The organism is Flavonifractor sp. An82, from assembly GCF_002159265.1.
Classification (GTDB): domain Bacteria; phylum Bacillota; class Clostridia; order Oscillospirales; family Oscillospiraceae; genus Flavonifractor.
This window is the reverse complement of record NZ_NFHG01000007.1, coordinates 39,469-64,188: the sequence shown is the minus strand read 5'-3', so window position 1 is coordinate 64,188 and position 24,720 is coordinate 39,469. Positions and strand designations below refer to the sequence as shown.

The 24,720-nt window shown below is 61.0% G+C and carries 21 protein-coding genes and 1 other RNA gene; 16 read left to right on the top strand and 6 right to left on the bottom strand.

Annotated elements, in window-relative coordinates:
• Positions 1 to 31: 31 nt before the first annotated feature.
• From B5G34_RS09195 to B5G34_RS09180, 4 genes are all read right to left on the bottom strand, one after another.
• A complete protein-coding gene (locus tag B5G34_RS09195; protein ID WP_087336339.1) occupies positions 32 to 1,369 on the bottom strand; it encodes a hypothetical protein in 1,338 nt (445 codons plus the stop codon).
• Entirely contained in the window at positions 1,356 to 3,146 is a 1,791-nt protein-coding gene (locus tag B5G34_RS09190) for an ATP-binding protein (protein ID WP_087336337.1), read from the bottom strand. Before B5G34_RS09190 ends, B5G34_RS09195 begins: the two co-directional genes overlap by 14 nt.
• A gap of 81 nt (positions 3,147 to 3,227) precedes the next feature.
• Positions 3,228 to 3,938 (bottom strand): response regulator, encoded by a 711-nt coding sequence (locus B5G34_RS09185; RefSeq protein ID WP_087336335.1) that lies wholly within the window; start codon positions 3,936 to 3,938, stop codon positions 3,228 to 3,230.
• A gap of 15 nt (positions 3,939 to 3,953) precedes the next feature.
• Positions 3,954 to 4,490, bottom strand: a complete 537-nt coding sequence (locus tag B5G34_RS09180) for an NUDIX hydrolase (RefSeq protein WP_087336333.1) — start codon at positions 4,488 to 4,490, stop codon at positions 3,954 to 3,956.
• Positions 4,491 to 4,645: 155 nt separating this feature from the next.
• Here B5G34_RS09180 and B5G34_RS09175 point away from each other — a divergent pair, with 155 nt between their 5' ends.
• The 4 genes from B5G34_RS09175 to ssrA all read left to right on the top strand — a co-directional run bounded on the left by B5G34_RS09175 (position 4,646) and on the right by ssrA (position 6,653).
• A complete protein-coding gene (locus B5G34_RS09175) occupies positions 4,646 to 5,140 on the top strand; it encodes a hypothetical protein (protein ID WP_087336331.1) in 495 nt (164 codons plus the stop codon).
• Between the two features lie 62 nt (positions 5,141 to 5,202).
• Positions 5,203 to 5,676 carry an SsrA-binding protein SmpB gene (gene smpB / locus B5G34_RS09170; protein WP_087336329.1) on the top strand — a complete coding sequence of 158 codons (474 nt, stop codon included), beginning with the start codon at positions 5,203 to 5,205 and terminating at the stop codon, positions 5,674 to 5,676.
• A 42-nt stretch (positions 5,677 to 5,718) separates the two neighbouring features.
• On the top strand, positions 5,719 to 6,240 hold the full coding sequence (locus B5G34_RS09165; RefSeq protein WP_087336327.1) for a peptidylprolyl isomerase: 522 nt from the start codon (positions 5,719 to 5,721) through the stop codon (positions 6,238 to 6,240).
• A gap of 65 nt (positions 6,241 to 6,305) precedes the next feature.
• Positions 6,306 to 6,653: a transfer-messenger RNA gene (gene ssrA, locus B5G34_RS09160) on the top strand.
• 159 nt (positions 6,654 to 6,812) lie between these two features.
• Here ssrA and B5G34_RS09155 read toward each other — a convergent pair.
• The gene (locus B5G34_RS09155; protein WP_087336325.1) at positions 6,813 to 8,480 is read right to left on the bottom strand and encodes a putative manganese-dependent inorganic diphosphatase; all 1,668 of its coding nucleotides are present in this window, start codon (positions 8,478 to 8,480) and stop codon (positions 6,813 to 6,815) included.
• Positions 8,481 to 8,717: 237 nt separating this feature from the next.
• Between B5G34_RS09155 and B5G34_RS09150 the strand changes: the two genes are divergently transcribed.
• The 7 genes from B5G34_RS09150 (at position 8,718) to B5G34_RS09120 (ending at position 16,125) form a co-directional block, all read left to right on the top strand.
• The gene (locus B5G34_RS09150; RefSeq protein ID WP_087336323.1) at positions 8,718 to 9,230 is read left to right on the top strand and encodes a flavodoxin family protein; all 513 of its coding nucleotides are present in this window, start codon (positions 8,718 to 8,720) and stop codon (positions 9,228 to 9,230) included.
• Positions 9,218 to 9,823, top strand: coding sequence for a hypothetical protein (locus B5G34_RS09145; protein ID WP_087336321.1), 606 nt, complete (start codon positions 9,218 to 9,220; stop codon positions 9,821 to 9,823). The genes B5G34_RS09150 and B5G34_RS09145 overlap by 13 nt, the downstream gene beginning before the upstream one ends.
• A 237-nt stretch (positions 9,824 to 10,060) precedes the next feature.
• The gene (locus tag B5G34_RS09140; protein ID WP_087336319.1) at positions 10,061 to 10,738 is read left to right on the top strand and encodes a Crp/Fnr family transcriptional regulator; all 678 of its coding nucleotides are present in this window, start codon (positions 10,061 to 10,063) and stop codon (positions 10,736 to 10,738) included.
• Between the two features lie 14 nt (positions 10,739 to 10,752).
• Entirely contained in the window at positions 10,753 to 12,003 is a 1,251-nt protein-coding gene (locus B5G34_RS09135) for an NAD(P)/FAD-dependent oxidoreductase (protein WP_087336317.1), read from the top strand.
• A 22-nt stretch (positions 12,004 to 12,025) separates the two neighbouring features.
• Positions 12,026 to 14,149: a molybdopterin-dependent oxidoreductase gene (locus B5G34_RS09130; RefSeq protein ID WP_087336315.1), complete on the top strand. Its 2,124-nt coding sequence runs from the start codon at positions 12,026 to 12,028 to the stop codon at positions 14,147 to 14,149.
• A gap of 3 nt (positions 14,150 to 14,152) precedes the next feature.
• Positions 14,153 to 14,692: a 4Fe-4S dicluster domain-containing protein gene (locus tag B5G34_RS09125; protein WP_140397226.1), complete on the top strand. Its 540-nt coding sequence runs from the start codon at positions 14,153 to 14,155 to the stop codon at positions 14,690 to 14,692.
• A 71-nt stretch (positions 14,693 to 14,763) separates the two neighbouring features.
• A complete protein-coding gene (locus B5G34_RS09120) occupies positions 14,764 to 16,125 on the top strand; it encodes an SLC13 family permease (protein WP_087336313.1) in 1,362 nt (453 codons plus the stop codon).
• An 89-nt stretch (positions 16,126 to 16,214) separates the two neighbouring features.
• Here the strand turns inward: B5G34_RS09120 and B5G34_RS09115 are convergent, their stop codons facing one another.
• Positions 16,215 to 17,888, bottom strand: coding sequence for a hypothetical protein (locus tag B5G34_RS09115; protein WP_087336311.1), 1,674 nt, complete (start codon positions 17,886 to 17,888; stop codon positions 16,215 to 16,217).
• A gap of 241 nt (positions 17,889 to 18,129) precedes the next feature.
• Here B5G34_RS09115 and B5G34_RS09110 point away from each other — a divergent pair, with 241 nt between their 5' ends.
• The 5 genes from B5G34_RS09110 to B5G34_RS09090 all read left to right on the top strand — a co-directional run bounded on the left by B5G34_RS09110 (position 18,130) and on the right by B5G34_RS09090 (position 24,715).
• Positions 18,130 to 19,998 (top strand): BMP family ABC transporter substrate-binding protein, encoded by a 1,869-nt coding sequence (locus tag B5G34_RS09110; protein WP_087336309.1) that lies wholly within the window; start codon positions 18,130 to 18,132, stop codon positions 19,996 to 19,998.
• A complete protein-coding gene (locus B5G34_RS09105) occupies positions 19,986 to 20,585 on the top strand; it encodes a metallophosphoesterase (RefSeq protein WP_343286560.1) in 600 nt (199 codons plus the stop codon). Before B5G34_RS09110 ends, B5G34_RS09105 begins: the two co-directional genes overlap by 13 nt.
• A gap of 291 nt (positions 20,586 to 20,876) precedes the next feature.
• Entirely contained in the window at positions 20,877 to 22,808 is a 1,932-nt protein-coding gene (locus tag B5G34_RS09100; RefSeq protein WP_087336305.1) for an HlyD family efflux transporter periplasmic adaptor subunit, read from the top strand.
• Positions 22,809 to 22,820: 12 nt separating this feature from the next.
• Complete coding sequence (locus B5G34_RS09095; protein WP_087336303.1) at positions 22,821 to 23,516, top strand: ABC transporter ATP-binding protein; 696 nt, start codon at positions 22,821 to 22,823, stop codon at positions 23,514 to 23,516.
• 5 nt (positions 23,517 to 23,521) lie between these two features.
• The gene (locus tag B5G34_RS09090; RefSeq protein WP_242956959.1) at positions 23,522 to 24,715 is read left to right on the top strand and encodes an ABC transporter permease; all 1,194 of its coding nucleotides are present in this window, start codon (positions 23,522 to 23,524) and stop codon (positions 24,713 to 24,715) included.
• Positions 24,716 to 24,720: the final 5 nt, after the last annotated feature.

Sequence of the window (24,720 nt, the reverse complement as noted above, 5' to 3'; positions counted from 1 at the left end):
TCTCTCTCCTGCCTGCCGGAAATTCAGAATGTTATTGGGCGATCCAGTCGGCCTGTACCGTTTCACCGCCGGTGTCGGTGTAGCAGAGCACCAGCTCCCGCTCCTCGGACTGAAGGGCCTCCAGTGCTGCGGCGGCCTGCCGCTCGGGCAGGAGAGGCAGACCGGCCTCTCCGCCGTCCTCATACCGGCGGAAGCGGAGGGTAAAGGCGGTGATCTGTCCGTCCCGGATGGTAAACCGGGCGGCATAGCCGCCACCGGAGAGACTGACCTGGGTACCGTTCAGGCAATAACCGTAGGAGACCTCTACACCCGCTTCCGTCTGCTCTATGCCCATGAGATAGATGCGGGCGGCGGAACAGTAGCGGCCCACCGTGTCGGCCGCCAGGCGATAAGTGGTTTCGATCACTTCGGTCACGTCGCTGTCCCCCACCAGGTAGCGGGAGGCGGTGTCCTCCGCAGTGCTGTATACCACGGTGCCGTCCCGGTTGATCTCCAGGGTCTCCTGGCCTTCCCGGATGCGGATGCCGTTGGGGATGGGGTAGGAGGCGGTCTGGAAGGACAGGGCCTCCTGGAGCTCACTGATCAGACTTTCCTCCAGGCTGGACAGCGGGTTGGAGGCACGGTAGACCGGGGGCGTGGGGGTGGAGGCGGAGATGAGCACATAGGGGTCCAGCCCGGTGTAGCCGCTGTCCTCCCCCAGCTCAAAGACAAAAAAGGTGCCGTTACCGCCGTAGCCGGACACCAGCTCGTCCATGTGGCCGGTGTAGGCCACCGCCGTTTCGCAGGCATAATACAGGCCGTCACTTTCATTATGATAGTACAGCCGCACGTTCTGCCCATCCAGGGCTACCGCGATCTGCCGGGCGGAGCCGGACAGGACATGGTTGGCGCTCCCTCCGCCGGTCCAGGCGCTGAGAGTCTCCAGGGGAATGTTCCCCAGAAAGTCAAACCACACGCTGGGAGACTGGAGGGCGGCCTGCCACTGCTGTTCCGTAATCTCACCAGGGGCCTTGGCGCTGGTCAGGGCCTCCCCCAGCAGGATGCCCAGGGTGTCAAAGAGCTTGTCGGTCTGAGCGGTATTATACTGGACGGCGTAGCGGTTGACGCCGTCATATACGGCGATGCGCACCGGCCGGGCGGCGGCAGTCAGTTCGCTGCTGCCGGTGGGATTGGAGGGTGCTGTGGACTCCTGGTCCTGGAACAGGGAGAGGACCGACCCCAGGAGTCCCTGGGAGCCGGAGCGCACCTCGTTCTGTACCAGGGCGCGGAAGGTCAGGTAGACCGCGGAGAGGGAGAGCACCACGATCAGGATGCTCTTGAGCCGCTCGATGCCCCGGTTGCGGCGGCGTCTGGGCTTACTCCTTTCCATGGCGTGGTCCCTCCGTCAGCAGGGTGATGCGCACCGTCAGGCCGGGACCGGGGCGGTCCAGCAGCTCGATGATGCCCTCGTGGCGGTCGATGATCTCCTTGGCGATGGAGAGGCCCAAACCGGTGCCGCCTGACTCCCGGGAGCGGGCCTTGTCCACCCGGTAGAAGCGCTCAAAGATACGGCCCCGGTCGGCTTCGGGAATGCCGATGCCGTTGTCGGCCACCTCCATCCACACCTTGCCCGGCCACTGGCCGGCGGAGATGCGGATGTGGCCGCCGTCGGGGGTGTACTTGATGGAGTTGGAGACGATGTTCATCATCACCTGGACGATACGCTCCCGGTCGCCCACGATGTCGGGCAGGGCGGAGGGGAGCTTCAGCTCCACCTGATGGCCGTGGCGCTGGGCCTCCATCAGGATGGCGTTGTACACGTCCTGTACCGCCTGCCCGAAGGAGAAGGGGGCCAGCTTCAGCTCCGACCGGCCGGAATCGAACCGGGACAGGGTGAGCAGGTCCTGAACGATATGGGTCATCCGGTCGGACTCGTTGAGGATGACCCCCAGGAAGTTTTTCTCCGTGTCGGGGGGCAGCTCTCCGGCGTTGTCCACCAGTGTTTCGGCGTAGGAGCGGATGTTGGTCAGGGGGGTGCGCAGCTCGTGGGACACGTTGGCCACAAATTCCCGGCGCATCTCCTCGGTCTTGTGCTGTTCGGTGACGTCGTGGATCACTACCAGCACGCCGCCCAGCCGCTCCTGGTCAAAGGGGGTGAGCAGCAGCTCCAGGCTTTTGCCGCCCACGTTGCGTACTCCGTCCAGATAGCCGGGGGACTCCACCGCCAGCACCCCCTGGAGGGGGGCGATGTCGGAGAAGAGGGTGTCGTAGTTGACGCTGCCGCCGATGGGAATGTCCATGCCCAGCAGCTCCTCGGCGGCGGGGTTGGACTGGATCACCGCGCCGTCCCGGGCGAAGGCCACCACGCCGTCGGTCATGTGGAGGAAGAGGGTGCCCAGCTTGTTGCGCTCGTTCTCCACCTCTTCCAGGGTTTGGTGGAGCTGCCGGGCCATGTCGTTGAAGGTGCCGGTGAGGATGCCGATCTCGTCCCGGGAGGCCACCTCCAGCTTCTGGGAGAAGTCGCCGTTGGCCACCCGCTCGGCTCCCTCGGTGAGCCGCTCAATGGGGGTGATCAGGGTTTTGGACAACAGGAAGGAGAGGAGCACCGAGATGACCAGACCAAAGACCAGGGCCTCCACAATGAGGGTGATGAGCTCGCTGTTCAGGGCGGCGGCGTTGGTGCCGTCGTCCCGGACGTAGATGATGTACCGCTGGCCGCCCCGCTGGACCGCCACCGCCACGTCCATGTAGGAGGCGGAGGGGGTGCAGTCGTCGCTCTTTTCCTCCCCGGCCAGCACCCGCATCAGATTGCGGGAGTCCATGTCCAGAGGCTGGTCGGCGTCCTGATCGTCGGAGCCCGCCAGAAAATGGCCGTCGGAGCCATCCAGCACATAGTATTTCCGGCTGCGGTTGTCCACACCCAGGGTTCCGTTGTAGGTGTTGAGGATCTCAGCAATGCTGGCTGCCCCGTCCTCCTCGCCGGGAGTGGGGGTGGTCAGGTCGGACCAGAACACTGCGTCCTGGAAGGCCTCGGACATCTGGGTGTAGAAGTCCTGGGTGTAGTAGTTGGCCACAGAGTTGATGAGGAATGCGCCCACAACGGTCATCAGCAGAATGATGAGCAGCGTCATGATGAGCATGAGCTTCATGTGCAGGCTGCGAAACATACTGCGGACCACTCCTCTCTTGTCAGAATCAAAAATAGGGCGGGCAGGGACCGCTGCCCCGGCCCGCCGGAATCGGTTTCATCAGGCGTTGAAATAATATCCCAGCCCTCGTCTTGTAACCACGAACTGAGGCGATGCAGGATCATCCTCCACCTTTTCACGCAGGCGGCGGATGGCCACGTCCACGGCGCGCACGTCGCCCACATAGCCCTCGTAGTTCCACACGTGCTCCATAAGGGCCTCACGGGAGAACACCTTGCCGGGCTGGGCGGCCAGGAACTTGATGAGCTCATATTCCCGCTGGGTCAGGTCCAGGGCCCGGTTGTCCTTATAGACCATCATCTGGTCGGGATCGATGGAGATGCGGCCCAGTTCCATCCGGCTGCCGGAGGCGGCGGGGGCGGAGACGGGGGCGCCGGACACCATCTCGTTGCGCCGGATGTTGGCTTTTACCCGGGCCAGCAGCTCCCGCATGGAGAAGGGTTTGGTGATGTAGTCGTCGGCCCCCAGCTCCAGCCCCAGGACCTTGTCAGTCTCCTCCTCACGGGCGGTGAGCATGATGACAGGGGTGGAGCGGTTTTCCTTGCGCAGGTTACGGCACACGTCAAAGCCGTCCATCTTGGGCAGCATCAGATCCAGCAGGATCAGGTCGGGGTTCTGCTCCAGGGCCAGCTGGAGACCGGCCTCGCCGTCGTAGGCCTCCAGAGTCTCGTAGCCCTCCTTGCCCAGATTGAAGCTGAGGATGTCCACAATGTTCTTTTCATCCTCCACGATCAAAATACGCTTGCTCATGGTAACCTCCTGTCCTTACAGACCCAGCAGCTGCTTGACTTTCAGCACCAGGGCCACCGTCTTGGCGTCCACAATCTCGCCGGACATCACCTGGTCCGCCAGCTGGGAGAAGGGGATCCGCTCCGCATCCAGAAACTCGTCGTCGTCCGGGTGGCAGGCGCCCTGGGTCAGTTCCTGGGCCAGATACATGTGGAGCACCTCGGTGGAAAATCCGGGGGAGGAGTACAGGCAGCCCAGATAGGTCAGCTTGCCGCAGGTGACCCCCACCTCCTCCTCCAGCTCCCGCAGAGCGGCGGGGCGGTGGTCCTCTCCCTTCTCCAGCTTGCCCGCGGGCAGCTCGGTGACCACTTCCTGGAAGGGATAGCGGAATTGCCGCACGATGCTGACCGTGCCGTCGTCAAACAGGGGCAGAATGGCCACCCCGCCGGGGTGCTCCACCACTTCCCGCCGGGCCACGCGGCCGTTGGGCAGCTCTGCCTTGTCCAGCTTCAGCGTCACGATCTTGCCCTCAAAGAGGGTTTCGCTCTCCACGGTCTTTTCCCACAGTTCCATCCGGCATATCCCCTTTTCTTTGATCGGTTAGATGCATTATACCATACTTCCAGTTCTTGTGCCACCCTCACCTTTTCCAATCCCGCCAATCATTACAGCTGTACGCCGCTGGGCAGAGCGGCTATAATCAATTTCATCACATGAGGAGGTAGCCTATGACCATCCAGCCCATCGGCAGCGCCAGCGTTGCCCTGTACATCACCCCCGCCGATCTGAAGGAGCACGGCCTGACCTCCGCGGGCCTGACCCTGGAGCAGGCCCTGGAGCTTACCCGTACCGCCTTCCGCCAGGCGGGCATCGACCTGGAGGGGGCCATTGAGATTGAGGCCTACCCGGAGTCCTGCGGGGTGCTGGTGTTTGCCCACGTCCGCGCTCCGGAGCGGTGCTGGTTCTCCTTCGGCAGCCTGGAGGATCTGGCCGCCGCCGCTCGGGCCCTATCCGTTCCCCGGCCGGACGCGGCCCTGCTGTGGTGGGAGGACCGGTGGTGGATCTCTCTGCCCACCGGGGCGGAGCAGGCGGCTGCCCGCCTCTCGGAGTTTGGCCGCAGCGAGACCCACCGCCCCCATCTTGCGGCCAGTCTGGCCGAGCACGGCCGCACTGTGCTCTCCTCCGACGCCCTCACCGGACTGCTGACCTATTTCCCTGTCTGAGCTATTGACAGATATGGTATAATGTATTCTCAGAAGATTTGTCCCGGTTGGGAGGTGGCGGAATGGAGAGCAAGGGCATCAAGATCGTGGCCAAAAACAGCAAGGCCTACCACGACTATTTCATCGAGGATAAGTACGAGGCGGGCATCGAGCTGGCAGGCACCGAGGTCAAGTCCATCCGCCAGGGCCACGTCAACCTGAAGGACTCCTTCTGCATCGTCAAGGACGGGGAGATGCATGTCCACGGCATGCACATCAGCCCCTACGAGAAGGGCAATATCTTCAACAAGGACCCTCTGCGGCCCCGCCGCCTGCTGATGCACAAGCGGGAGATCCTGAAACTGTTTGCCAAGGTCAAGCAGGACGGATACGCGCTGGTCCCTCTGTCCATCTACTTCCGGGGCTCTCGGGTCAAGCTGGAGGTGGGCCTGGCAAAGGGCAAGAAGCTCTACGACAAGCGGGACTCCGCCGCTGCCCGTGACGCCAAGCGTGAGATGGACCGTACCATGAAAGCACACCGCCGCGGCGGTTATTGACAAAGCGGGGGAAGGACCCCCGGAGAAAGGAAGGAGATTCACATGGCTCAGAATCCCATTGTGACCTTTGAGATGGAAAACGGCGGCAAAATGGTGGCCGAGCTCTATCCCGAGGTGGCTCCCAACAGCGTGAACAACTTTATCAGCCTGGTGAAGTCCGGCTTCTATAACGGCCTGATCTTCCATCGGGTGATCCCCGGCTTCATGATCCAGGGCGGCTGTCCCCAGGGCACCGGCATGGGCGGCCCCGGCTACTCCATCAAGGGCGAGTTTGCCCATAACGGCGTGAAGAACGACCTGAAGCATGACCGCGGCGTGCTGTCCATGGCTCGTGCTATGCATCCCAACTCTGCCGGCAGCCAGTTCTTCATCATGGTGGAGAAGGCTCCTCACCTGGACGGCGAGTACGCCGCCTTCGGTAAGGTGATCGAGGGCATGGACGTGGCCGACGCCATCGTGGGCGCCAAGCGGGACCGGATGGACCGCCCCTACGAGGATCAGCGGATGAAGTCGGTCACCGTGGAGACCTTCGGTGTGGATTATCCCGCCCCGGAGAAGTGCTGAGAGCGACTAAAGCACATAACTAAACATGTTACCTGCCGCGGCGCGGTTGGACCGCGCCGCTCTACGGGGGCGTACTGGTTTCGACGGGGACGTAGAGGCGGGAATAGCGGGCGGATGTGCCTGACATCCTAAAAACGGGCAACTTATAAATTAAAGAACAACGATAACGTCGTTCTCGCCGCTGCTTAATTAGCGGCCGTCCCGTCCGGAAGGACCACGAGCCGGAACGGGGCGTCGTTTAGTGGTGCACGTGTGTGCGCAAAGCTTTGAGCGCACCATGAACAATGAAGCTACCAAGTCCTGAAGTTTGACGGCCTGCGTCAGGATAAGGGAATGTAATCGACCGTCTGCGCCCGGAGAGGTTCCCGAGGAAGCGTTTTCGGACGGGGGTTCGACTCCCCCCGCCTCCACCAAAGTAGACAAAACCTGCGTATAACGATGGTTATACGCAGGTTTTGCTTTTTCTGAATGATACTATTAAGTGCAACACGTTAAGAAAATAAAAAGAAGTTCATACAGACCCTTGAACGCAATTTCTGCTGTATTTAGTCAGACAATTTACTGCGCCAATCTTATGTTTCTTCTTCCCGGAGGGCACTGATGATTCTGGGCAGCAGCTGAATCTTTCTGCTGACCACCCCCGGCAGGATAGCCAGGCCGTCCCGGACCTCTGCCTGAAAGGCACGGGCCACCAGGGACTCGGCTCCCTTTCCGGCCATTAGAAGTTCCGTGCTGGCACTGCGCACGTCAGTGAACATATAAAAGATGAAATCAAGCCCCTGCTTCTCAAGAGCTACCGGCAGATAGGGAGCAATGAGGGCCTCGCTGGCCTTTCGGTTGCGCTCCACCATATAGCTGCCCTGGCCCACGCCGAAACGGATCGCTCCGCAGTCAAAGATCTTATAGTCGGTATTGAAGAGCTCTTCCGCGGTTTTTCCGCTCACATCTCCGCCATGCTCAAACATGGCATCGGCGTAGGTCTCCAGATCCACATCCGCCAGTTCAGCCAGCTTTCGGGCTGTGCGTTCATCAATGGTGGTGCAGGTGGGGCTGCGGAACATCAGGGTATCGGACAAAATAGCTGAGAGCATAAGGCCCGCGGTGGTCCGGTCGATCTCCACGCCGTTTTCTTCATACATCTGATAGATGATGGTGGATGTGCAGCCAACGGGTACATTACGGAAGTAGACCGGACCATCGGTCTCCATAGAGCCGATGCGGTGGTGATCGATGATCTCCAGGATCTCTGCCTGCTCGATACCCTCCACCGCCTGGTTCTTCTCGTTGTGGTCCACCAGAATGAGCTGCTTTTTATGCAGACCCATCATGTTGCGGCGGGAGACCACGCCCACATACCGCCCATCGTCGTCCAGCACGGGGAAGTATCGGTAGCGTACAGAGGTCATGACCTTGGTAGCAGCCTCCACGGAGCTGTTCAGATTGAACGTCAGCAGCCCGTTTTCGGTCATGTAATGGCGGATAGGTGCCGCCTGGCTGATCATCTGGCCGGCCACATAGGTACTCTTGGGAGTACTGATCATAATACATCCCTGCTCTTCGGCCAACATACGGATGGTCCGGGAGACCTTGCTGTCGGCACATACCACGACACAGCCCGCACCCATCTCAATGGCGGCCAGCTGGCTTTCACTGCGGTTGGCAACAATGGCGATATCTCCCGGAGAGATGGACCTTTCGATTTGCTCGGCGCTGCCTGAACCGATGAGGATCCGCCCCTTGACCCGCTTTCCCTCAATGTCGCCCACCAGAACGGTTCCTTCCAGGATATCCAGAATATTCTGATAGCTGGTTTCCGCTTTTTCCAGGATACAGGTGTCCAGACCGTCCATGTTGGCTGTGGCTACATCCTTGACGGTGATAACGCCCTTGAGCCGCTGATCCTGGTCCACGATACACAAAGTATCAATCTGCTGGTCACGCATGATCATCCAGGCCCGGCGCAGACTGGTTTCTCCGTCCACACCCTCCATAGCTCGGATATCCACATCCCGGATCTGAGGGCTTACGTCTGTATAGAGCTGGGGGGCGGGGACATGGAAGTAATCCAGAACAAATTCTGTCTCACGGTTCAGAAGTCCTGCCCGGCAGGGCTTGCAGGGACGATCAGGGTCCAGAATGTTTTTCAGACGGCTGTAGGCAATGGCGGAACAGATGGAGTCTGTGTCCGGATTGCGGTGTCCGATGACCTTGATGGCGCGGAGATTTTCTTGATTATTCATAAGCTCCCTCATCTCTTCCCCCAATACAGGAGGCGCTTTTTTCTATTATACCATGTTTTGGCGGTTTCGTCTGAAAAAATACTTATTTTTTATACGGCCTTGTCCCAAATCCGTAGACTCCTTGGGGTGCATGGATTTGGATATCCCGTAGGGCGGCATATGTCATAAAAATGTAAAATACATACTAAAAAAGTATGATATAATAGAGCACAGGAAAATCCATGACAGGAGGAATGTATGAAACTGATTCTCAGTGACCGGCCTCTGGCGCTGCCGGAGACTGATCCGGATGATATCCGGCTGATCGATCTGTCCCGGCTGAAGATCGCAAACTGTGTGGGCTGCTTTGGCTGCTGGACGAAAACCCCGGGCAAGTGCGTGATCCGGGACGATGCGGTGAAGGTCTATCCCGCCATTGCGGCCAGCCGACAGATTCTGTACGTCAGCAAAGTGAAATACGGGGGCTATGACACCGTGATGAAGACCATGCTGGAGCGGTCCATTCCGGTTCAGCAGGCTTTCATTCGCCTGCTCCATGGGGAGACCCACCATGTGCAGCGGGCCGTGGTGCCCAAGCAGGCAGTGATTCTGGCCTATGGTGATATCCCGGAACAGGAGCAGCAGGTGTTCCGGCGGCTGGTGGAGCGCAACGCCAGCAACATGAATTTTGAGGGCTTCCGGGTGGTTTTTGTCCCGGAGCATGAAGTAGAACAGAAGGTGAGGGAGGAGGTGCTGGCATGGACAAGGTGATGATCCTCAACGGCAGCCCCAGAGCGCCCAGATCCAACTCCAAGGAGTACGCCCGGTGGTTTGCCCAGGTGTGCCCCTCTGAGACGGAGACATACGCAATTACCAGGGACAACCACCTGGAGCTGTGCCGGGCGGCGGAGCACTGCGACCACCTGCTGCTGGTGTTTCCCCTCTACGCCGACGGGATACCGGTGACGCTGCTGAATTTTTTGAAGACCCTGGAGGAGCATCCGCCCCGGCACAAGCCCACGGTGTCCGTGCTCATCAACTGCGGTTTTCTGGAGCCGGAACAGAACGAGGTAGCCGTCAGCATGGTGGAGCTGTTCTGCAAGGCGAACGGCTACCCCTTCGGCTCGGTACTGAGCATCGGCAGCGGGGAGGCCATCCTGAATACCCCCTTCCGGGGGCTGGTGGGACGGAAGCTGAAGCAGCTGGCCGCCTCCATGGCGCGGGGGAAGGGGCGGCGGCTGAAGGTGACCATGCCCCTTCCCAAGGGGCTGTTTCTCAAGGCTTCCACTTCCTATTGGGAGAATTACGGGAAGCGGAACGGCGTCACCAAGGCCCAGATGGAGACCATGGACATCGAGGCCTGAGCCTGGGGCAGATTGACTGCCCACCAAGTATACTATAGAGATAAAACGGGCTGTCCCATGAGAGGGCTCAGTCCAGACCTTGGATTTGGCGCAAGAAGAGTTCCCAATGTCTGGAAGGAGTCCGCCAAACTGGGACAGCCTGAATTTTTTTTGATAAAAATTCAAAATGTAAAGAAGCTTATATTCTTTTATCCGGACAGTATGCTATAACCAAGACAGGCAAGGGGGTGAAGGATCATGCCGGACAGCGTTCGCTTCTCGCCCTGGATCCAGTATGATCTGGAGCGCTGGAGACAACTTGCAGATGAGCAGTATCTGATCCGTCTCAAGGGAAAAACCGTGATCTACAATCAAGAGGAGGATACTGCGCAAATTTATATCGTAAAGAGCGGACGGGTGCGCCTGTCCTACTTTGACAGCGAGGGTGCGGAAAAGATTTATATTTTTGCCCTGCCGGGCTGTATGTTTGGGGAGGAGACCTGCTTTGAGCCGTCGGCGCAGTTCCTGCATGCGGCTACCATTGTGGACAGCGAGCTTTACTGTATCCCCAAGGACCGCTTTCTGCGCCACCTCTCCCAGGATGTGGCGCTGAATGCCCAGGTGCTGACCTCTCTGTCCCATAAGATCCATGTGATGATGGAGCATATCCGCCGTTTCAGTTTTCTCAATGCCCGGGGACGGGTGGCGGCGGTATTTGTGGACCTGGCCCACCGCTTTGGTACTCCTGCAGGGCAGGGTATCCGCATCGACCTGCCGGTGATCCAGCAGGGGATCGGTAACCTGATCAATGTGTCCAGACTTACGGTCAATCAGGTGATTGGTGAGCTGGAGCTTCAGGGCCTGCTGGAGAAAAAGGATGGGCGGTGGATAATTTATGATCTGGACGCGCTGACTGCGCTGAGCCAGATCAGGTAAAGGAGGAGGAGGCAATGGAAAAAATCGCGATACTTGGGTTTGGCTGTGCCGGATACCACTGCGCCAAGACGCTGCGGGAGGAAGGCTTCGAGGGTGCCATTCATGTATACTCCGATACCGACCTGCCGCCCTATAATCCCATGCTTACCACCTACTACACAGGACACCGGCTGCCATGGAAGGCCTTGTTCCCCTTCGGCTCACTGAAGAGTATAGCCCAGTCACTCTCGCTGAACATACATCGCCGTGCAAAGGTCAGCAGGCTGGATGCCGTGCGGCGGGAGGTGGTGCTGGAGAATGGAAAGCGCAGCCGGTATGACGCCGTTTTGATTGCCACGGGGGCGCGGGTGTTTGTCCCGCCCCTGCCTCACATGCCGGAGCGGAATGTCTATGTGATGCGTACTCCTGCGGACGCCGAGGCGCTGCGGCAGCGGCTGGACCAGGGAGATGTGCACAGCGGTGTGGTGGTAGGCGCTTCCATGGTGGGCATCAAGGTGGCCGAGCTGTTTCAGCGGGCCGGCATCCGCTGTGTTTTGGCGGACCAGGCCCCCACCCTCTTCCCGTTGGCAGCGGTACCTGAAGTAGGCCGGGAACTGGGCCGCCGGGTGGAGGAAAAGGGTGTGTGCCTGCGGCTGGGTCAGCGGCTGATCGACCTGCGGGAATCCGGGGACGGACTGGAGGTCTGCTTGGAACGGGAGACCTTGCCGGCGGATGTGGTGGTCCTGGCCATCGGTACCCGCCCCAATCTGGATTTCCTGGACGCGGCCGGCCCCAAGGTGGACCGGGGGGTGCTGGTCAACCAGCGTATGGAGACCTCTGTACCCGGTATTTACGCTGCGGGTGATTGCGCCAGTGCTCTGAACATCCAGAGCGGGAACAACCAGATCATTGGCCTGTGGGCCAATGCGGGCTATCAGGGCGTAACAGCAGCGGGCGCCATGCTGGGTAAGACGGTGCGTTATCCCGGCAGTCTGCTGCATAATATCACACATTTTTTGGATATGGATTTTATCGGCTTTGGCGATGTCCATGCCCAGGGTGAGGTACTTCGCTACAGCAACGATGGCTTCTACTTTTACGCCGTCCGGCGTGAGGGAAAGCTGGCTCTGGTCAATATTGTGGATAACCATATCATCAGCGGCGTCATCAAAAATTATATGACCCGGCGTTTTCTGGGACATGAGGAGCCCATCAGCCCGATGCAGCGGGTGATCCTGCTCCGCAACGGACTGAGCGAGCCCATGATCGATCTTCTGGAACGCTGAGCTTTGAAGGGAGGTTTTACCTGTGGATGAAAAAGAGCGCCTGCTAAAAGCCAAAATCCCCGGGGAAGAGACGGGGATCCAGGTGAAGCGGACCATCTGCGATATTTGCTGCCCCTCGTTCCACTGCGGCATTGACGCCTATGTGAAGGACGGGCAGGTGATCAAAATCGAGGGCACGGCGGACCATCCAGTCAACCACGGTCTGCTCTGTCCCAAGGGCCTGGCCAACAGGCAGTACATCTACCGTAATGACCGCCTTCAGACCCCCCTGCGCAGGGTGGGGCCCAGAGGCTCAGGCCAGTTTGAGCCCATCTCCTGGGAGGAAGCCTACCAGGAGATTGCCCAGCGGCTGAACGCCATCAAGGCGGAGAGCGGACCGGAGAGCGTGCTGTTCTACTCCGGCTATACCAAGTGGTACCGGCCCTTCCTGCACCGGTTTACCTACTCCTTTGGCTCACCCAATTTTCTCACCGAGTCCAGCAGCTGCATGACCTCTACCTTCCTCAACTGGTGGGTGACCACCGGAAATCCCATGTGCTCCTCCGATGTGGCGCGGGCCGGGGTATTCCTGGGCTGGGCTTACAATCCCTACTACTCCCGGCATCTGGCCGCCCTCAACGTGGAGAAGCGCAAGGCGGAGGGGATGAAGGTCATCATCATCGATCCCCGGATCACCCCCGCCTCCCTCAAGCTTGCGGATATCCATCTGAGGCCCCGCACCGGTACCGACGGCGCCCTGGCCCTGGGGCTGGCTCACATCCTGATCCGAGAGGGCAGGATTGATCAGGATTACATCGACCGCTATGTTTACGGGTTTGAAGCCTATGCAGACTATGTGAAGCAGTTTACTCCCCAGCGGGTGGAGGAGCTGACCGGTGTGCCGGCAGAGCAGCTGGAGGCGGCGGCCCGGATGATCTGGGAGAATCTGCCTGTAGCCATCAATGAGAGCGCAGCACCTTTGGCACACCACCGCAACGGCTTCCAGAATTACCGGGCGATCATGTCCCTGTCCGCCATTCTGGGCTGTTTCGACCGGCCCGGCGGGCAGATCCCCATTCAATTCAGCTATAACTATCTGCCGGGCGGATTCCCCACCCGGGAGGACGCCTTTATTATGGAGCACCATGACCGGGTGAAGGCCCCGGCGGTGGGAGCGGAACGGTTCCCCATCTGGAACGACTTCATCCATGAGGCGCAGGCCAATGATTTGTCCCGCCAGATCGAGGAGGGAACACCGTATCCCATCCGGGCCATGCTGGGCTTCGGCATGAACTACCGCATCTCGCCTGACGATGCCCGGCTGAAGAACAACCTGCTCAAGCTGGACTTCCTGGTCAATACGGAACTGTTCATGACCGATACCTGCAAATTCTGCGACATTGTTCTGCCTGCCTGTACCTCTTTTGAGCGCAGTGAGCTGAAGAGCTACGGCGGGGGCTACCTGTACCTGACCAAGCCGGTGATCCCGCCCCGGTTCCAGTCCCGCAGCGACATCCAGATCCTGTGTGAGCTGGCCCGGGCCATGGACCTGGATGACCAGCTGCTCCGCCAGGGACCGGAGGCCTGCTGGGCCTACATCCTTCAGGACCTGCCCCTCTCCATGCAGATGCTCAAAGAGGCGGATGGGCCGGTCAAGGTACCCGGTGTGACTCCCTATGTGCCGGGTACCATGCTGGAGCGGGGCCTCAACACCGCCAGCGGAAAGTTTGAGCTCTACTCTTTGGCGATTGAGAAGCACCCTGGCTTTGATCCGCTGCCCACCTATCGTCCTCCCTATGAGGACCGGCCGGACGAGGATCTGCCCATGGTACTCTCCTCCTCGCCCCGGCTGCCCAACGTGCTCCACAGCAGGCTCCACAAGGTGCCCTGGAACCGCTCCCTCCGTCCTGAACCAACCGCCGACCTCCACCCGGAGGATGGGGACCGGCTGGGCATTGCCCAGGGGGACAAGATCGAGATCACATCTCATCGGGGGAGCATCCAGGTCAAGGCCAATCTGACCCTGAAGGCTGAGCCCGGTGTGGTATGCTTCTACCATGGGTACGGAGAGGCCGACGCCAACGAGCTGACCGACAATGAGATCCTGGACCCCTATTCCGGATTCCCCAGCTATCGGGAGACCAGAGTCTCCATCAGGAGGGTGTGAGCCATGGAGAAAATGATATTTGATTTTGACCCCTCCAAGTGTACCGCCTGTCAGGCCTGTGTAATGGCGTGCTTTGACCAGAATGACATTGACGTGGAGCACCGGCAGCATCCCTTCCGCAATGCGGCGGCACTGGAGTCGGTGGAGGATGGCCGGGAGAAGTTTGCCTTCCTGTCGGTGGCCTGTATGCACTGTGAGGAGGCGCCCTGCGTTATGGGCTGTCCCAGTGCCTGCCTGTATAAGGACGAGGAGAGCGGCCTGACCCTCTACGACAACACCAACTGTGTGGGCTGTCATTCCTGTGCCATGGCTTGTCCCTTTGGTGCGCCCTCTTTCAACCGGGAGGGAAAAATGGAGAAGTGTGACGGCTGTGTGGAGCGGCTGCGCAGAGGGATGGTCCCTGCCTGTGTGCGGGTGTGTCCCACCGGCGCACTGACCTGCAGGCCGGCCAGCGAGTATCATGAGGCACAGACGGCCCGTTCTCTGAATGTGCTGGCAAAGCACTTGCTGGAGGAGGGGCCGGGCGGGCCCCACACACCATAAGACGTTTGGCGGAGAACCGGCAGGCGGCATAACGGTCCCGGCCACAACGTATTGATAAGGGAGGTTTCGTAATGAGTGAGAAGAATCGTTTGGAATTCCGGTTTGGCATGGTAGGGAAGCTGATTCCCCTGCTGGTGGCCATCATATTCATTATCTGGGCGGCGGTAAGCCAGTCCAACGTCAACGGGTATGTGGTGGCTTTCTTTATGGCCATCATCTTTGGCGTGGTAGTGGCCAAGGATGAGAAGGCCTACGGCCAGGCCATTATGGCAGGGCTGACCAAACCCATGTTCCCTGTGATTGCCATGGCGGTGATTTTGGCGGCCATCTCCGGCAAGCTGATCTCCAACAGCGGCATGGTGCAGACCATTGCATCCTACGCCATCCAGGCAGGCTTTACCGGAAAGCTGTTTGCGGCAGCCACCTTTATTATCACCTGTCTGCTGGCCTTTTCCACCGGTACCTCGGTGGGCACCTATATGGTGGTCATCCCCATCCTGTTCCCGGTAGGCGTTATGACCGGCGTGTCCCCCATCTACATGATCGGCGCGGTGGTGTCGGGCGCTGCGTTCGGCGATAACCTGGCTCCCATCTCTGATACCACCATCGTCTCCTCCGCCACCCAGAACGCTGAGCTGGGCAAGGTGGTGCGCACCCGGATGAAGTACTCCATCCCCGCGGCCATCATTGCGCTGGTGTGTTTCCTGATCTTTACCAAGACCGAGGCCAACCCCGCCGCCCTGGAGGCTGCTCAGGTGGAGCCCCATCCGCTCTCCATGACAATGCTCATTGTTCCTGCAGTCATTATTGTTCTGTGCCTGATGAAGAAGCACCTGATCACCGCCCTGGCCTGGGGCGTCATCGCGGGCATCGTCATGGGCCTGATTACTGGGATCTACCAGATCTCTGACCTGCTGGCTTTCCCCGGCGGATTCAGCGTCTCCGGCGCTGTCATCGATGCCATCACCGGCTGCATGGGCACGGTAGCCATGCTCATCGGCGTGTTCTCTATGCTGGGCATTCTGGAGTCCAGCGGTCTCTTTGAGGATGTGGGCAAGGGCCTGACCAAGCTGGCCAAGGGCCCGGTGAGTACCGAGATCACCATCGTGGGCAGCATCGGTATCCTGAGCATGGTGACCGGCGTCATCTCCGTAGCCATTGTGGCCATGGGCGATCTGGTCCGGGAACTGGGCGAGAAGAATGGTCTGGACCGGTTCCGCAGAGCCAACCTGATGGACTGCGCCGGCTGTGTGTTCTGCTTCCTGGCTCCCTGGACGGTCCACTGTGTGATCCCCGCCATGAAGGCGGCGGAGTTCGGCGAGGCTTTTGCTGTGGCGCCTGCCTCTGTTCCGTTTGTCAACTTCTACTCCATTGCCATGCTGGTGATCCTGGTTGTGGCCATTGCCACCGGCTACGGCAGAAAGAGCAAGTGACAGACCCGGAAGGTGCGACGCCGCTTGCCGTACCTGTCAGTAAAAAAAGACGTGCCGCTGAGCGGCACGTCTTTTTTTGTGCGATTTCATTAGTGCTGCAGCAGCCACACAAAGCCGTAGGGATAGAGCTCCACATGGCCCAGCTCGTCGTAGTGACCGCCGTACACCAGCTCCTCAAAGGAGCCAGCCTCGGGGGCGCTGGCGGAGACAAAATCACTGCTGAAGTTGAACAGAGCCACCAGCTTGCGGCCCTCGTACCAGCGGCCCAGACCCAGCACATGGGGGTTGCCGGTGTCAAAGGTCCACACGTCGGCCCGGGGATCAAAGGCGGGCTCCTGGGCGCGCAGCTGAGTCAGGCGGCGCAGGCCCTGGAACTGCTTGCCCTGGCGGGTGTTTTCATCATTCCGCATGGCGGCCAGCTCCCACTGGAAGGGACCGTGCTGGAGGCTGTGGGCGTCCTCATGGCAGCTGTAGTCGTTGAGCTGGCCCACCTCGTCGCCGCTGATGAGGGCGGGCAGGCCGCTCTGGGTCAGCAGGAAGGCGTGGAGCAGCAGATCGCAGGCCACAGCCTGCTCCAGCTTGGTGTTGTCCTGCTCGTAGTCGGCGGCCTCCACACCGCACAGGGAGGCGGTGGTGCCGCATACCTTGCCCTGAGCGGACAGCTGGCCCCGGCTGTTGCTGCCGGGGAACTGGCCGCAGGCCCAGTCATTGAGGTACTGGCGGTGGGCTCCCTCATCGGCGCCGCAGTGCTCCTTCAGCCAGCCGTAGTCCAGGGCCCAGTCCAGACCGTCGTCGCTGTGGAGACGGTTGAGGAAGATCTGCTCCCGGGGCAGGGAGAGGGCCTGCTGGATCTGGTGGCGGAGCAGGGCCGTGTCGCCGGTAGCCAGGGCATTCCACAGCAGGGCGCCGCCCTCCCGGCACAGCAGATGACATCCGGGCTTGTCAGGGGTGAAGGAGAAGTCACCGCAGGCGGGGGCCTTGCCTGCCAGCAGCACGCCGGGGCACACCAGCTGGACGATCAGCCGGGCCATCCGCACCACAGGGTGGGGCAGGAGGGAGAGATCTCCCAGGCAGAGCGCGTCAGCGCCGGCATTGGCCAGCTCCAGCAGGCTGCCCACCCAGGTCTGGAAGGAGGCGGCGTCCTGAGGCGCAGACTCCTTCAGTTCCAGACACAGGCAGATGTCCTGGGCCCGGCAGGCGTCGGCCACAGGGGCAAGCTCCGCCGCCGTACCGTCGGCGGACAGGCGGAGGAAGTCCACCCCGCACTCCTTCAGATAGGGCAGCTTCTCTGCCACGCCGGACAGAGAGTCGGCAAAGGCGGCGGCGTCCGCCGTCATGGCCAGCCGGTCCCGGCGGCAGTACCAGTCGGGGTCGGCCTCACGGCGCTGGTCCTGATCCAGCAGGTCCTGGGGACGGCTCTCCTGATACCGGCGCAGCAGGGTGAGCAGCCCGTCCCAGGCGGCCAGATCGCCCTGGAACTGGGCACGGTACAGCCGCTCCAGCTCATCGCCGTACTGGGCCAGACGCAGGTCCAGCAGGCCGGGGGCAGGAGCGGTCTCCACAACAACGGGTGCAGCCTCCACCTGGGGAGCGGGGTCGGCCTTGACCACGGTCTTGGGGGCCAGCAGGGCCTCCGGCATTACGATGGCGGGACGGCGGCCGGGGACGGCGGGGCGCTTAAAGTACAGGTCTTCCTCCTGGGCGCGGATCATGCGCCAGGTATGACAGGGCACAGTGCCCTTGCGATAATCACGATGGTCCATATTGAATCTCCTTTATAGTACGGGCCCAAAGTACGGACTCGGAAAATGCGATGGGAGCAGACCGGGCGGCCTGACCAACCTTACATACTATAGCACGCTCCGGGCGGTTCTTCAACTGGAAGGGCCCAGTTTTCCCTGCAATTTCCACCAAAAAGCATGCTGACAGGAAGAAAAGGGATTGTAATTTCCGGCCGGGCGTGGTAGCTTGTTGAGAGAGACCGGCGAAAGGGGGTACGGCGGTATGCCGATCCTGGAGGAATATCATAATGCGCTCCGTCTGGGCCAGAAGGAGGTCAAAGCGGCGGCGGCCCGGGGGGAAGCCACCGGTTTGCAGGTGCTGCCCGGTGACCCGGAGGAGCTGGCCATGCGGCGGGAGAGTCTGGGGGTGGTGGAGGTACCCAGCGAGCTGATTGTGGGCACCTGCAATGGGCTGCGGAGCAGCAGCTTTTCCCCCGGCTTTTACCCGGTGCTGGAGGCGGACAGCGAGTTTGCCACCAAGTGGGCCTCCCTGTGCCAGGCGCACCTGGAGGAGGGCATCCGGGACCCCATCAAGGCGGTGGAATACCTGAACCGCTTCTACGTGGTGGAGGGCCACAAGCGGGTCAGCGTGCTGAAATATTTTGGGGCCATCACCATCCCGGCGGTGGTCACCCGGCTGCTGCCCCGTCCCTCCGACGACCCGGAGATCACGGCCTACTATGAATTTCTGAATTTCTACCAGATGACCGGCCTGAACTTCCTGGTGTTCAAGCGCCCGGGGGAATACCGGGAACTGCTGGAGGCCATGGGGCGGCCCAGCCAGGAGCCCTGGAGCGCCGAGGAGATCCACAGTTTCCGCTCCTTCTACTACATGTTCCGGGACGCCTGTATCCGGGAGAGCGCCGATCAGCGGTATATCTCCCTGGCCTTCCTGGTGTATGTAAAGCTCTTCGGGTATCAGGCCTCCCGGGGCAAGCTGTCCACCCAGATTGCCAGGGAGCTGCCCATGATCCGGCAGGAGGTGCGCAACCGGCTGGAGAACGCCGGTGTGGCCCTGATGCTGGACGACGTGGTGAAAAAGCCCCTGTTTACCCTGCCGGTCACTGAGCGGCTGTGCGCCGCCTTCATCCATGCCGGCAGCAGCGAGACCTCCCGCTGGGTATACGAGCATGAGTGCGGCCGCTACCTGCTGGAGGACACCATGCACGACCAGGTCTATACCCTCTCCTACGAGAATGCCGTCACCGACGAGGCGGCGGAGGCCGCCATCAACGAAGCGGTGGAGAAGGGGGCCGACCTGATCTTTACCACCGACCCGTCCCTGCTGCTGGCCAGCGTCAAGCAGGCGGTGCGCCACCCGGAGATCAAGTTCTTCAACTGCTCTCTCAACAACTCCTATCCCTCGGTGCGCACCTATTATCCCCGGATGTACGAGGCCAAGTTCATCAAGGGGGCCATCGCGGGCACCCTGTCCCGCAGCGGCTGGATCGGCTATGTGGCCGACTACCCCACCTTCGGCACCATCGCCAGCATCAACGCCTTTGCCCAGGGTGCCCGGATGGTCAATGCCAACGCCCGGGTGCTGCTGTCCTGGGACAGCCTGAAGGAGGGGGGCGGCATCGACAGCCTGCGGGCCAAGGGCATCGTGTATATCGACTATCTGGACCGGCTGGCCGCCAACGCCGGGCCCCGGTCCCGGGAACTGCACAATCTGGCCCTCATCCACTGCGACTGGGGCCGGTTTTACCAAAGCCTGGTGCGCCGTGTGCTGGAGGGCAGCTGGAAGAAGGAGAGCCAGGGCAGCAGGGCCATCACCTACTGGTGGGGGATCAACCAGAAGACGGTGGATGTGCTCTGCTCCCGCCGCCTGCCCGCCGGTACCCGGAGGCTGGCGGGGGTGCTGCGGGATGCCATCCGGGCCGAGCGGCTGGACCCCTTCTACGGGGTGCTGATGAATCAGCAGGGCCACGTGGTATATGGAGACGACGGGCCTCTGCCCGCTCAGCAGATCCTGACTATGAACTGGCTGTCCTCCTATGTGGAGGGCTCCATCCCCAAGCCGGAGGAGCTCACCGACCGGGCCAGGGAGCTCATCCGGGTCCAGGGTGCGGAGGAGGCGTGGCTGAAGTGAAGATCCTGGCAGTTTCCGATCACGAATCCTCCTACCTGTGGGACTACTATACGCCGGGCAGACTGGACGGCATCGACCTGATCCTCTCCTGTGGGGACCTGAAGCCCCACTACCTGTCCTTCCTGGCCACCTTTGCCCACTGCCCGGTGCTCTATGTCCATGGCAACCACGACGTCAGCTATGAGAAGGATCCCCCTCTGGGCTGCACCTGCATCGACGGGCAGTGCTACGAATATCAGGGGCTGCGCATTGTAGGCCTGGGGGGCTCCATGCGCTACAAGAGCGGTCCCCATCAGTATACCGAACGGCAGATGGCTTTGCGGGCCCTGAAGCTGGCCCCCAGACTCTTTTTCAAAGGGGGCTTTGATATTCTGCTCACCCACGCGCCGGGGCGGGATATGGTGCCCTGCTCCGACCTGGCCCACACCGGCTTCCGGGCCTTCAACCGGCTGCTGGACAAGTACCAGCCCTCCCTGTTCCTCCACGGCCACACCCACCTCAATTACGGCCGGGAGATCCAGCGGGAACAGAAGTACGGCAATACCCGGGTGATCAATGGGTATGAGCGGTATGTGGTGGAATTGTAATAGCATAAGCATGGGACCGCCGGTCCCGGGGAGACCCGGGGCCGGCGGCTTTTTCTGTTTCACACAGAAACTTTTCGCCTGATGAAGCGTCTAAAGGAATAGAAGACACGGCAAGATTCGGCGGAAGTTTCCGGCAGGGAGGGATACACTGAAGAGGTTCCGGAGACCGCCGGAAGGGGACCGTCCAAATTTAAGCTTTTGTTAAGAATTTGTCACTGCTTTGTCATTGCTTACCTTACCCGGTATGCTAGAATGACAGTGACCAAGGAAGTGGATAAGGAGGAATTTCCTATGACGGATCAACAGACGCCTGTGCTGGAACGGCCGGTCCAGAGTCAAACTCCGCCGGCGGCGCCTGCGGGCCCCCGCAAGAAAAAACGGGGGAGCAGGGTCAAGCTGGTGGTGGGCCTGCTCATTGCCGCGGCTGTCATTGGGGCCGTGGCTTTTGCCCTGTGGTATTTTGTCTTCCGGGAGGACGACGTCAGAGGCAAGCCCATGGTGGAGCCGGTCCAGCTGGGGTCCATCCAGGTCAACGTGGAGGGCAGCGGTACCACCAAGGCCAAGGACTCGGCTACCATTACCCCCAACTCCGGTACGGTCCTGGAGCTCTTTGTCAAGGAGGGCGACCAGGTCACGGCGGGGCAGCAGCTCTACCGGATGGACGACACCGCCGCCCGGGAGGAACAAACGGTGGCCCAGGAGGCGGTGGACAACTGCCACAAGGAGCTGCAGGCGGTCTATGACAAGATCGCGGAGCTTACCATCAAGGCGCCTCACCCCGGCAACCTGCGGGAGGTGGCCGACCTGAAGGTGGGCGACACGGTGAATGAGGGGGATACCATCGCCAAGCTGGTCAACGACACCAAGCTGCGCATGTCCCTCTACTACAGCTATGCCTATGAGAACAGCATCCATGTGGGACAGACCGCCCAGATCTCCATTCCGTCTATCATGGGCAGCCGGACCGGCACGGTGGAGAAGATCAACAAGGTGCGCTTTGTCTCCCCGGAGGGCGCCACCCACTTTGAGGTGGTCTTTGTGCTGGACAATCCCGGTACCCTCACCGAGGGGATGGAGGCCTCCGCCGGCCTCACCGCCGCCGACGGCACCCCCATCTATCCCTATGAGAACGGGAAGCTGGAGTTTTACGAGACCACCGAGATCAAGGCCAAGGCCTCCGGTCCGGTGGAGAGCGTCAATCTGCTGAACTACCGGGACGTGAAGGCCGGCCAGACCCTGGTCCAGCTGGGCGCCAAGAACACCGACGAGGAGATCGCCTCCAAGGAAAATGCCCTGAAGGACGCGGAGGAGAAGCTGAAGACCGCCACCGAGGAGCTGGCCAAGTACAACGCCGTGGCTCCCATTGACGGCACCGTGCTCTCCTGTACCCTGATGGAGGGGCAGGAGGTGTCCAGCGGCCAGGGCATCACCATTGCGGATACCTCTGTGATGACCATTGAGATCCAGGTGGACGAGATGAACGTCCAGTACATCAAGCCGGGCATGATGGTCAACATCGACCAGTACGGCACCCCCTACATGGGAATCGTGGAGAGCGTCTCCCTCACCGCCACCGGTGAAAACGGCGTGGCCACCTTCCCCGCCGTGGTGAAGGTGGATAACCCGGACGGCAGCCTGATGAGCGGCATGTACGTCAACTATTCCTTCGTGGCCAGCCAGTCGGACAACTGCCTGACGGTCCCCGTCCAGGCGGTGAAGTATGTCAGCTTTTCCAACGTGCAGCTGCCGGATAACCTGGATGCCGATCCCAATGCCGGCGGCGGTTTTGGCGAGGGCGGCATGGTGGACGGCTCTGATCCCGAAACAGGCCTGCCCGAGGATGGCTTTACCGAGGACGGCTTCGTGGAGGACGGCATGACCGACGGCGTGGTGGCCCTGCCCCAGCGGTACTCCGGAGGCGTCTTTGGCCGCAAGCTGGGCGCTATTGCCGTGCCCATGCCCGACGGTGGCGGTATGGTCGACGGCTCCATGGGCGGCTCCATGGAGGAGGAGACCCGCACCATCGTCTGGGTCAAGTCCGATGAGCCCCCTGTCAACGCCATTCTGGAGCCCGATCCCGCCTGGGAAGGCCCGGAGGGCTTTTGGGCCGTTCCCGTGGAGGTGGGTCTGAACGACAGCGCCCGGGTGGAGATCAAGCGGGGCCTCACCGAGGGCCAGGAGGTCTTTGTGGGTTACGAGACGCCGGAACAGACCATGTATTAAGAGGGCGACGCCATGCTCATTGATGTAAAAAATCTCTTCAAGATCTACCATGAGGGAGAGGAGAGCGAGGTCCGGGCCCTGGACGGCGTATCCCTGTCGGTGGACCGGGGGGAGTTTGTGGCCATCATCGGCCAGTCCGGCTCCGGAAAGTCCACTCTGATGAACATCCTGGGCTGTCTGGATATCCCTACCTACGGAGACTACCATCTGGACGGGGTGGACGTGACCGAGCTCACCGACCGGCAGCTGGCCCACATCCGCAACAAGCAGATCGGCTTTATCTTCCAGGGCTTTAATCTGATCCCCGCCCTCAACGCCTGGGAGAATGTGGAGCTCCCCCTGATCTACCAGGGGGTGCCCGCCTCCAAGCGCTGGGACCGGGTGGAGGCCGCTCTGGAGCGGGTGGGTCTGGCCGATCGGGCGGAGCACAAGCCCACTGAGATGTCGGGCGGCCAGCAGCAGCGGGTGGCCATCGCCCGGGCCATCGCTACCCAGCCCCCCATCATCATGGCCGACGAGCCCACCGGCGCTCTGGACTCCCGCACCGGCAAGCACGTGCTGGAGATCCTCCACGGGCTCCACGAGGAGGGCTCCACCATCATCCTCATCACCCATGACAACGGCATCGCGGCCACCGCCCAGCGGATCATCCGCATTGCCGACGGCCACATCCTCTATGACGGAGACAGAGAGGGGGCCTTTTCGTGAATCTGATGCAGGCATTCAAGATCGCCGTCAAATCCATCGCGGCCAAAAAGGCCCGCTCCGCTCTGACCATGCTGGGCGTCATCATCGGCCTGGCCGCCGTCATCATCCTGGTGTCCTACGCCCAGGGCCAGAACCAGCAGATGCGGGAATTTTACGAGAGCCTGGGCAGCAACGTGGTGAATATCAATGCCTACAGCCCCGGCAAGAACGTGGCCAAGCTGCTGGGAGATTACTGCATGGACGAGCTGGACGACTATATCCTGGGTGTGACCCCGGTGGTGAACTTCTATGAGCGGACGGTGCTCAAGTACGGGGCCAAGACCATGGACAGCTACGAAAGCAGCTGGGAGGAGAGTCCCCAGCTGGTGATGGGCAATCAGGACTACTCCCTGTGCAACAACTTCACCATAGCCAAGGGCCGGGACATCTCCTTCCTGGATGTGGACCGGTACAACCAGGTGTGCGTCCTGGGCCATGATGTGGCGGAGACCCTGTTCAACTTTGTGGACCCGGTGGGCAAGGAGATCACCATCAACGGCATTCCCTTCACGGTGGTGGGTGTCTTTGCCGAGAAGGACCCCAACAACATGTCGGGCATGGACCGCTATCTGCTGGTGCCCTACACCATGAAGCGGGTGCTGAGCAGCGACAACATGATCTCCGACTTTGTGGCCAAGGCCAAGGACTCCGCGTCCACCGCCAAGGCGGTTTCCCTGCTCCAGGGCTATTTGGACAACCTGCTGGGAGAGGGCATGGGCTATGTCCAGAGCCCCAACGAGTGGCAGGAGCAGAGTGAGGAGCAGGACAAGATGCAGCAGCGCTTCCTGGGCGGTATCGCCGCCATCTCCCTGGCGGTGGGCGGCATCGGCATCATGAATATCATGCTGGTCACCGTCACCGAGCGGACAAGGGAAATCGGCATCCGCAAGGCCATCGGCGCAGAGCGCAGAAGCATCATTGCCCAGTTCCTCATTGAGGCCTGCATGATCTGCGGCATCGGCGGCCTGTTCGGCATCGCGGCGGGCTATGTGGGCACCCTCATTGTAGGCAAGCTGTCCTTCAAGATGATATTGATCCCCAACGCGGGGGTGACGGTGGGAGCCTTCTTCATCTCCGTCGCCCTGGGCGTGGTGTTTGGACTCTATCCCGCCATCAAGGCCTCCGGCCTCCAGCCGGTGGATGCCCTGCGGGCAGATTAAAGGAG

Coding starts and splice junctions, on each gene's coding strand:
- B5G34_RS09195 (WP_087336339.1), bottom strand. CDS start 1,369: ATGGAAAGGAGTAAGCCCAGACGCCGCCGCAACCGGGGCATCGAGCGG.
- B5G34_RS09190 (WP_087336337.1), bottom strand. CDS start 3,146: ATGTTTCGCAGCCTGCACATGAAGCTCATGCTCATCATGACGCTGCTC.
- B5G34_RS09185 (WP_087336335.1), bottom strand. CDS start 3,938: ATGAGCAAGCGTATTTTGATCGTGGAGGATGAAAAGAACATTGTGGAC.
- B5G34_RS09180 (WP_087336333.1), bottom strand. CDS start 4,490: ATGGAACTGTGGGAAAAGACCGTGGAGAGCGAAACCCTCTTTGAGGGC.
- B5G34_RS09175 (WP_087336331.1), top strand. CDS start 4,646: ATGACCATCCAGCCCATCGGCAGCGCCAGCGTTGCCCTGTACATCACC.
- smpB (WP_087336329.1), top strand. CDS start 5,203: ATGGAGAGCAAGGGCATCAAGATCGTGGCCAAAAACAGCAAGGCCTAC.
- B5G34_RS09165 (WP_087336327.1), top strand. CDS start 5,719: ATGGCTCAGAATCCCATTGTGACCTTTGAGATGGAAAACGGCGGCAAA.
- B5G34_RS09155 (WP_087336325.1), bottom strand. CDS start 8,480: ATGAATAATCAAGAAAATCTCCGCGCCATCAAGGTCATCGGACACCGC.
- B5G34_RS09150 (WP_087336323.1), top strand. CDS start 8,718: ATGAAACTGATTCTCAGTGACCGGCCTCTGGCGCTGCCGGAGACTGAT.
- B5G34_RS09145 (WP_087336321.1), top strand. CDS start 9,218: ATGGACAAGGTGATGATCCTCAACGGCAGCCCCAGAGCGCCCAGATCC.
- B5G34_RS09140 (WP_087336319.1), top strand. CDS start 10,061: ATGCCGGACAGCGTTCGCTTCTCGCCCTGGATCCAGTATGATCTGGAG.
- B5G34_RS09135 (WP_087336317.1), top strand. CDS start 10,753: ATGGAAAAAATCGCGATACTTGGGTTTGGCTGTGCCGGATACCACTGC.
- B5G34_RS09125 (WP_140397226.1), top strand. CDS start 14,153: ATGGAGAAAATGATATTTGATTTTGACCCCTCCAAGTGTACCGCCTGT.
- B5G34_RS09120 (WP_087336313.1), top strand. CDS start 14,764: ATGAGTGAGAAGAATCGTTTGGAATTCCGGTTTGGCATGGTAGGGAAG.
- B5G34_RS09115 (WP_087336311.1), bottom strand. CDS start 17,888: ATGGACCATCGTGATTATCGCAAGGGCACTGTGCCCTGTCATACCTGG.
- B5G34_RS09110 (WP_087336309.1), top strand. CDS start 18,130: ATGCCGATCCTGGAGGAATATCATAATGCGCTCCGTCTGGGCCAGAAG.
- B5G34_RS09100 (WP_087336305.1), top strand. CDS start 20,877: ATGACGGATCAACAGACGCCTGTGCTGGAACGGCCGGTCCAGAGTCAA.
- B5G34_RS09095 (WP_087336303.1), top strand. CDS start 22,821: ATGCTCATTGATGTAAAAAATCTCTTCAAGATCTACCATGAGGGAGAG.
- B5G34_RS09090 (WP_242956959.1), top strand. CDS start 23,522: ATGCAGGCATTCAAGATCGCCGTCAAATCCATCGCGGCCAAAAAGGCC.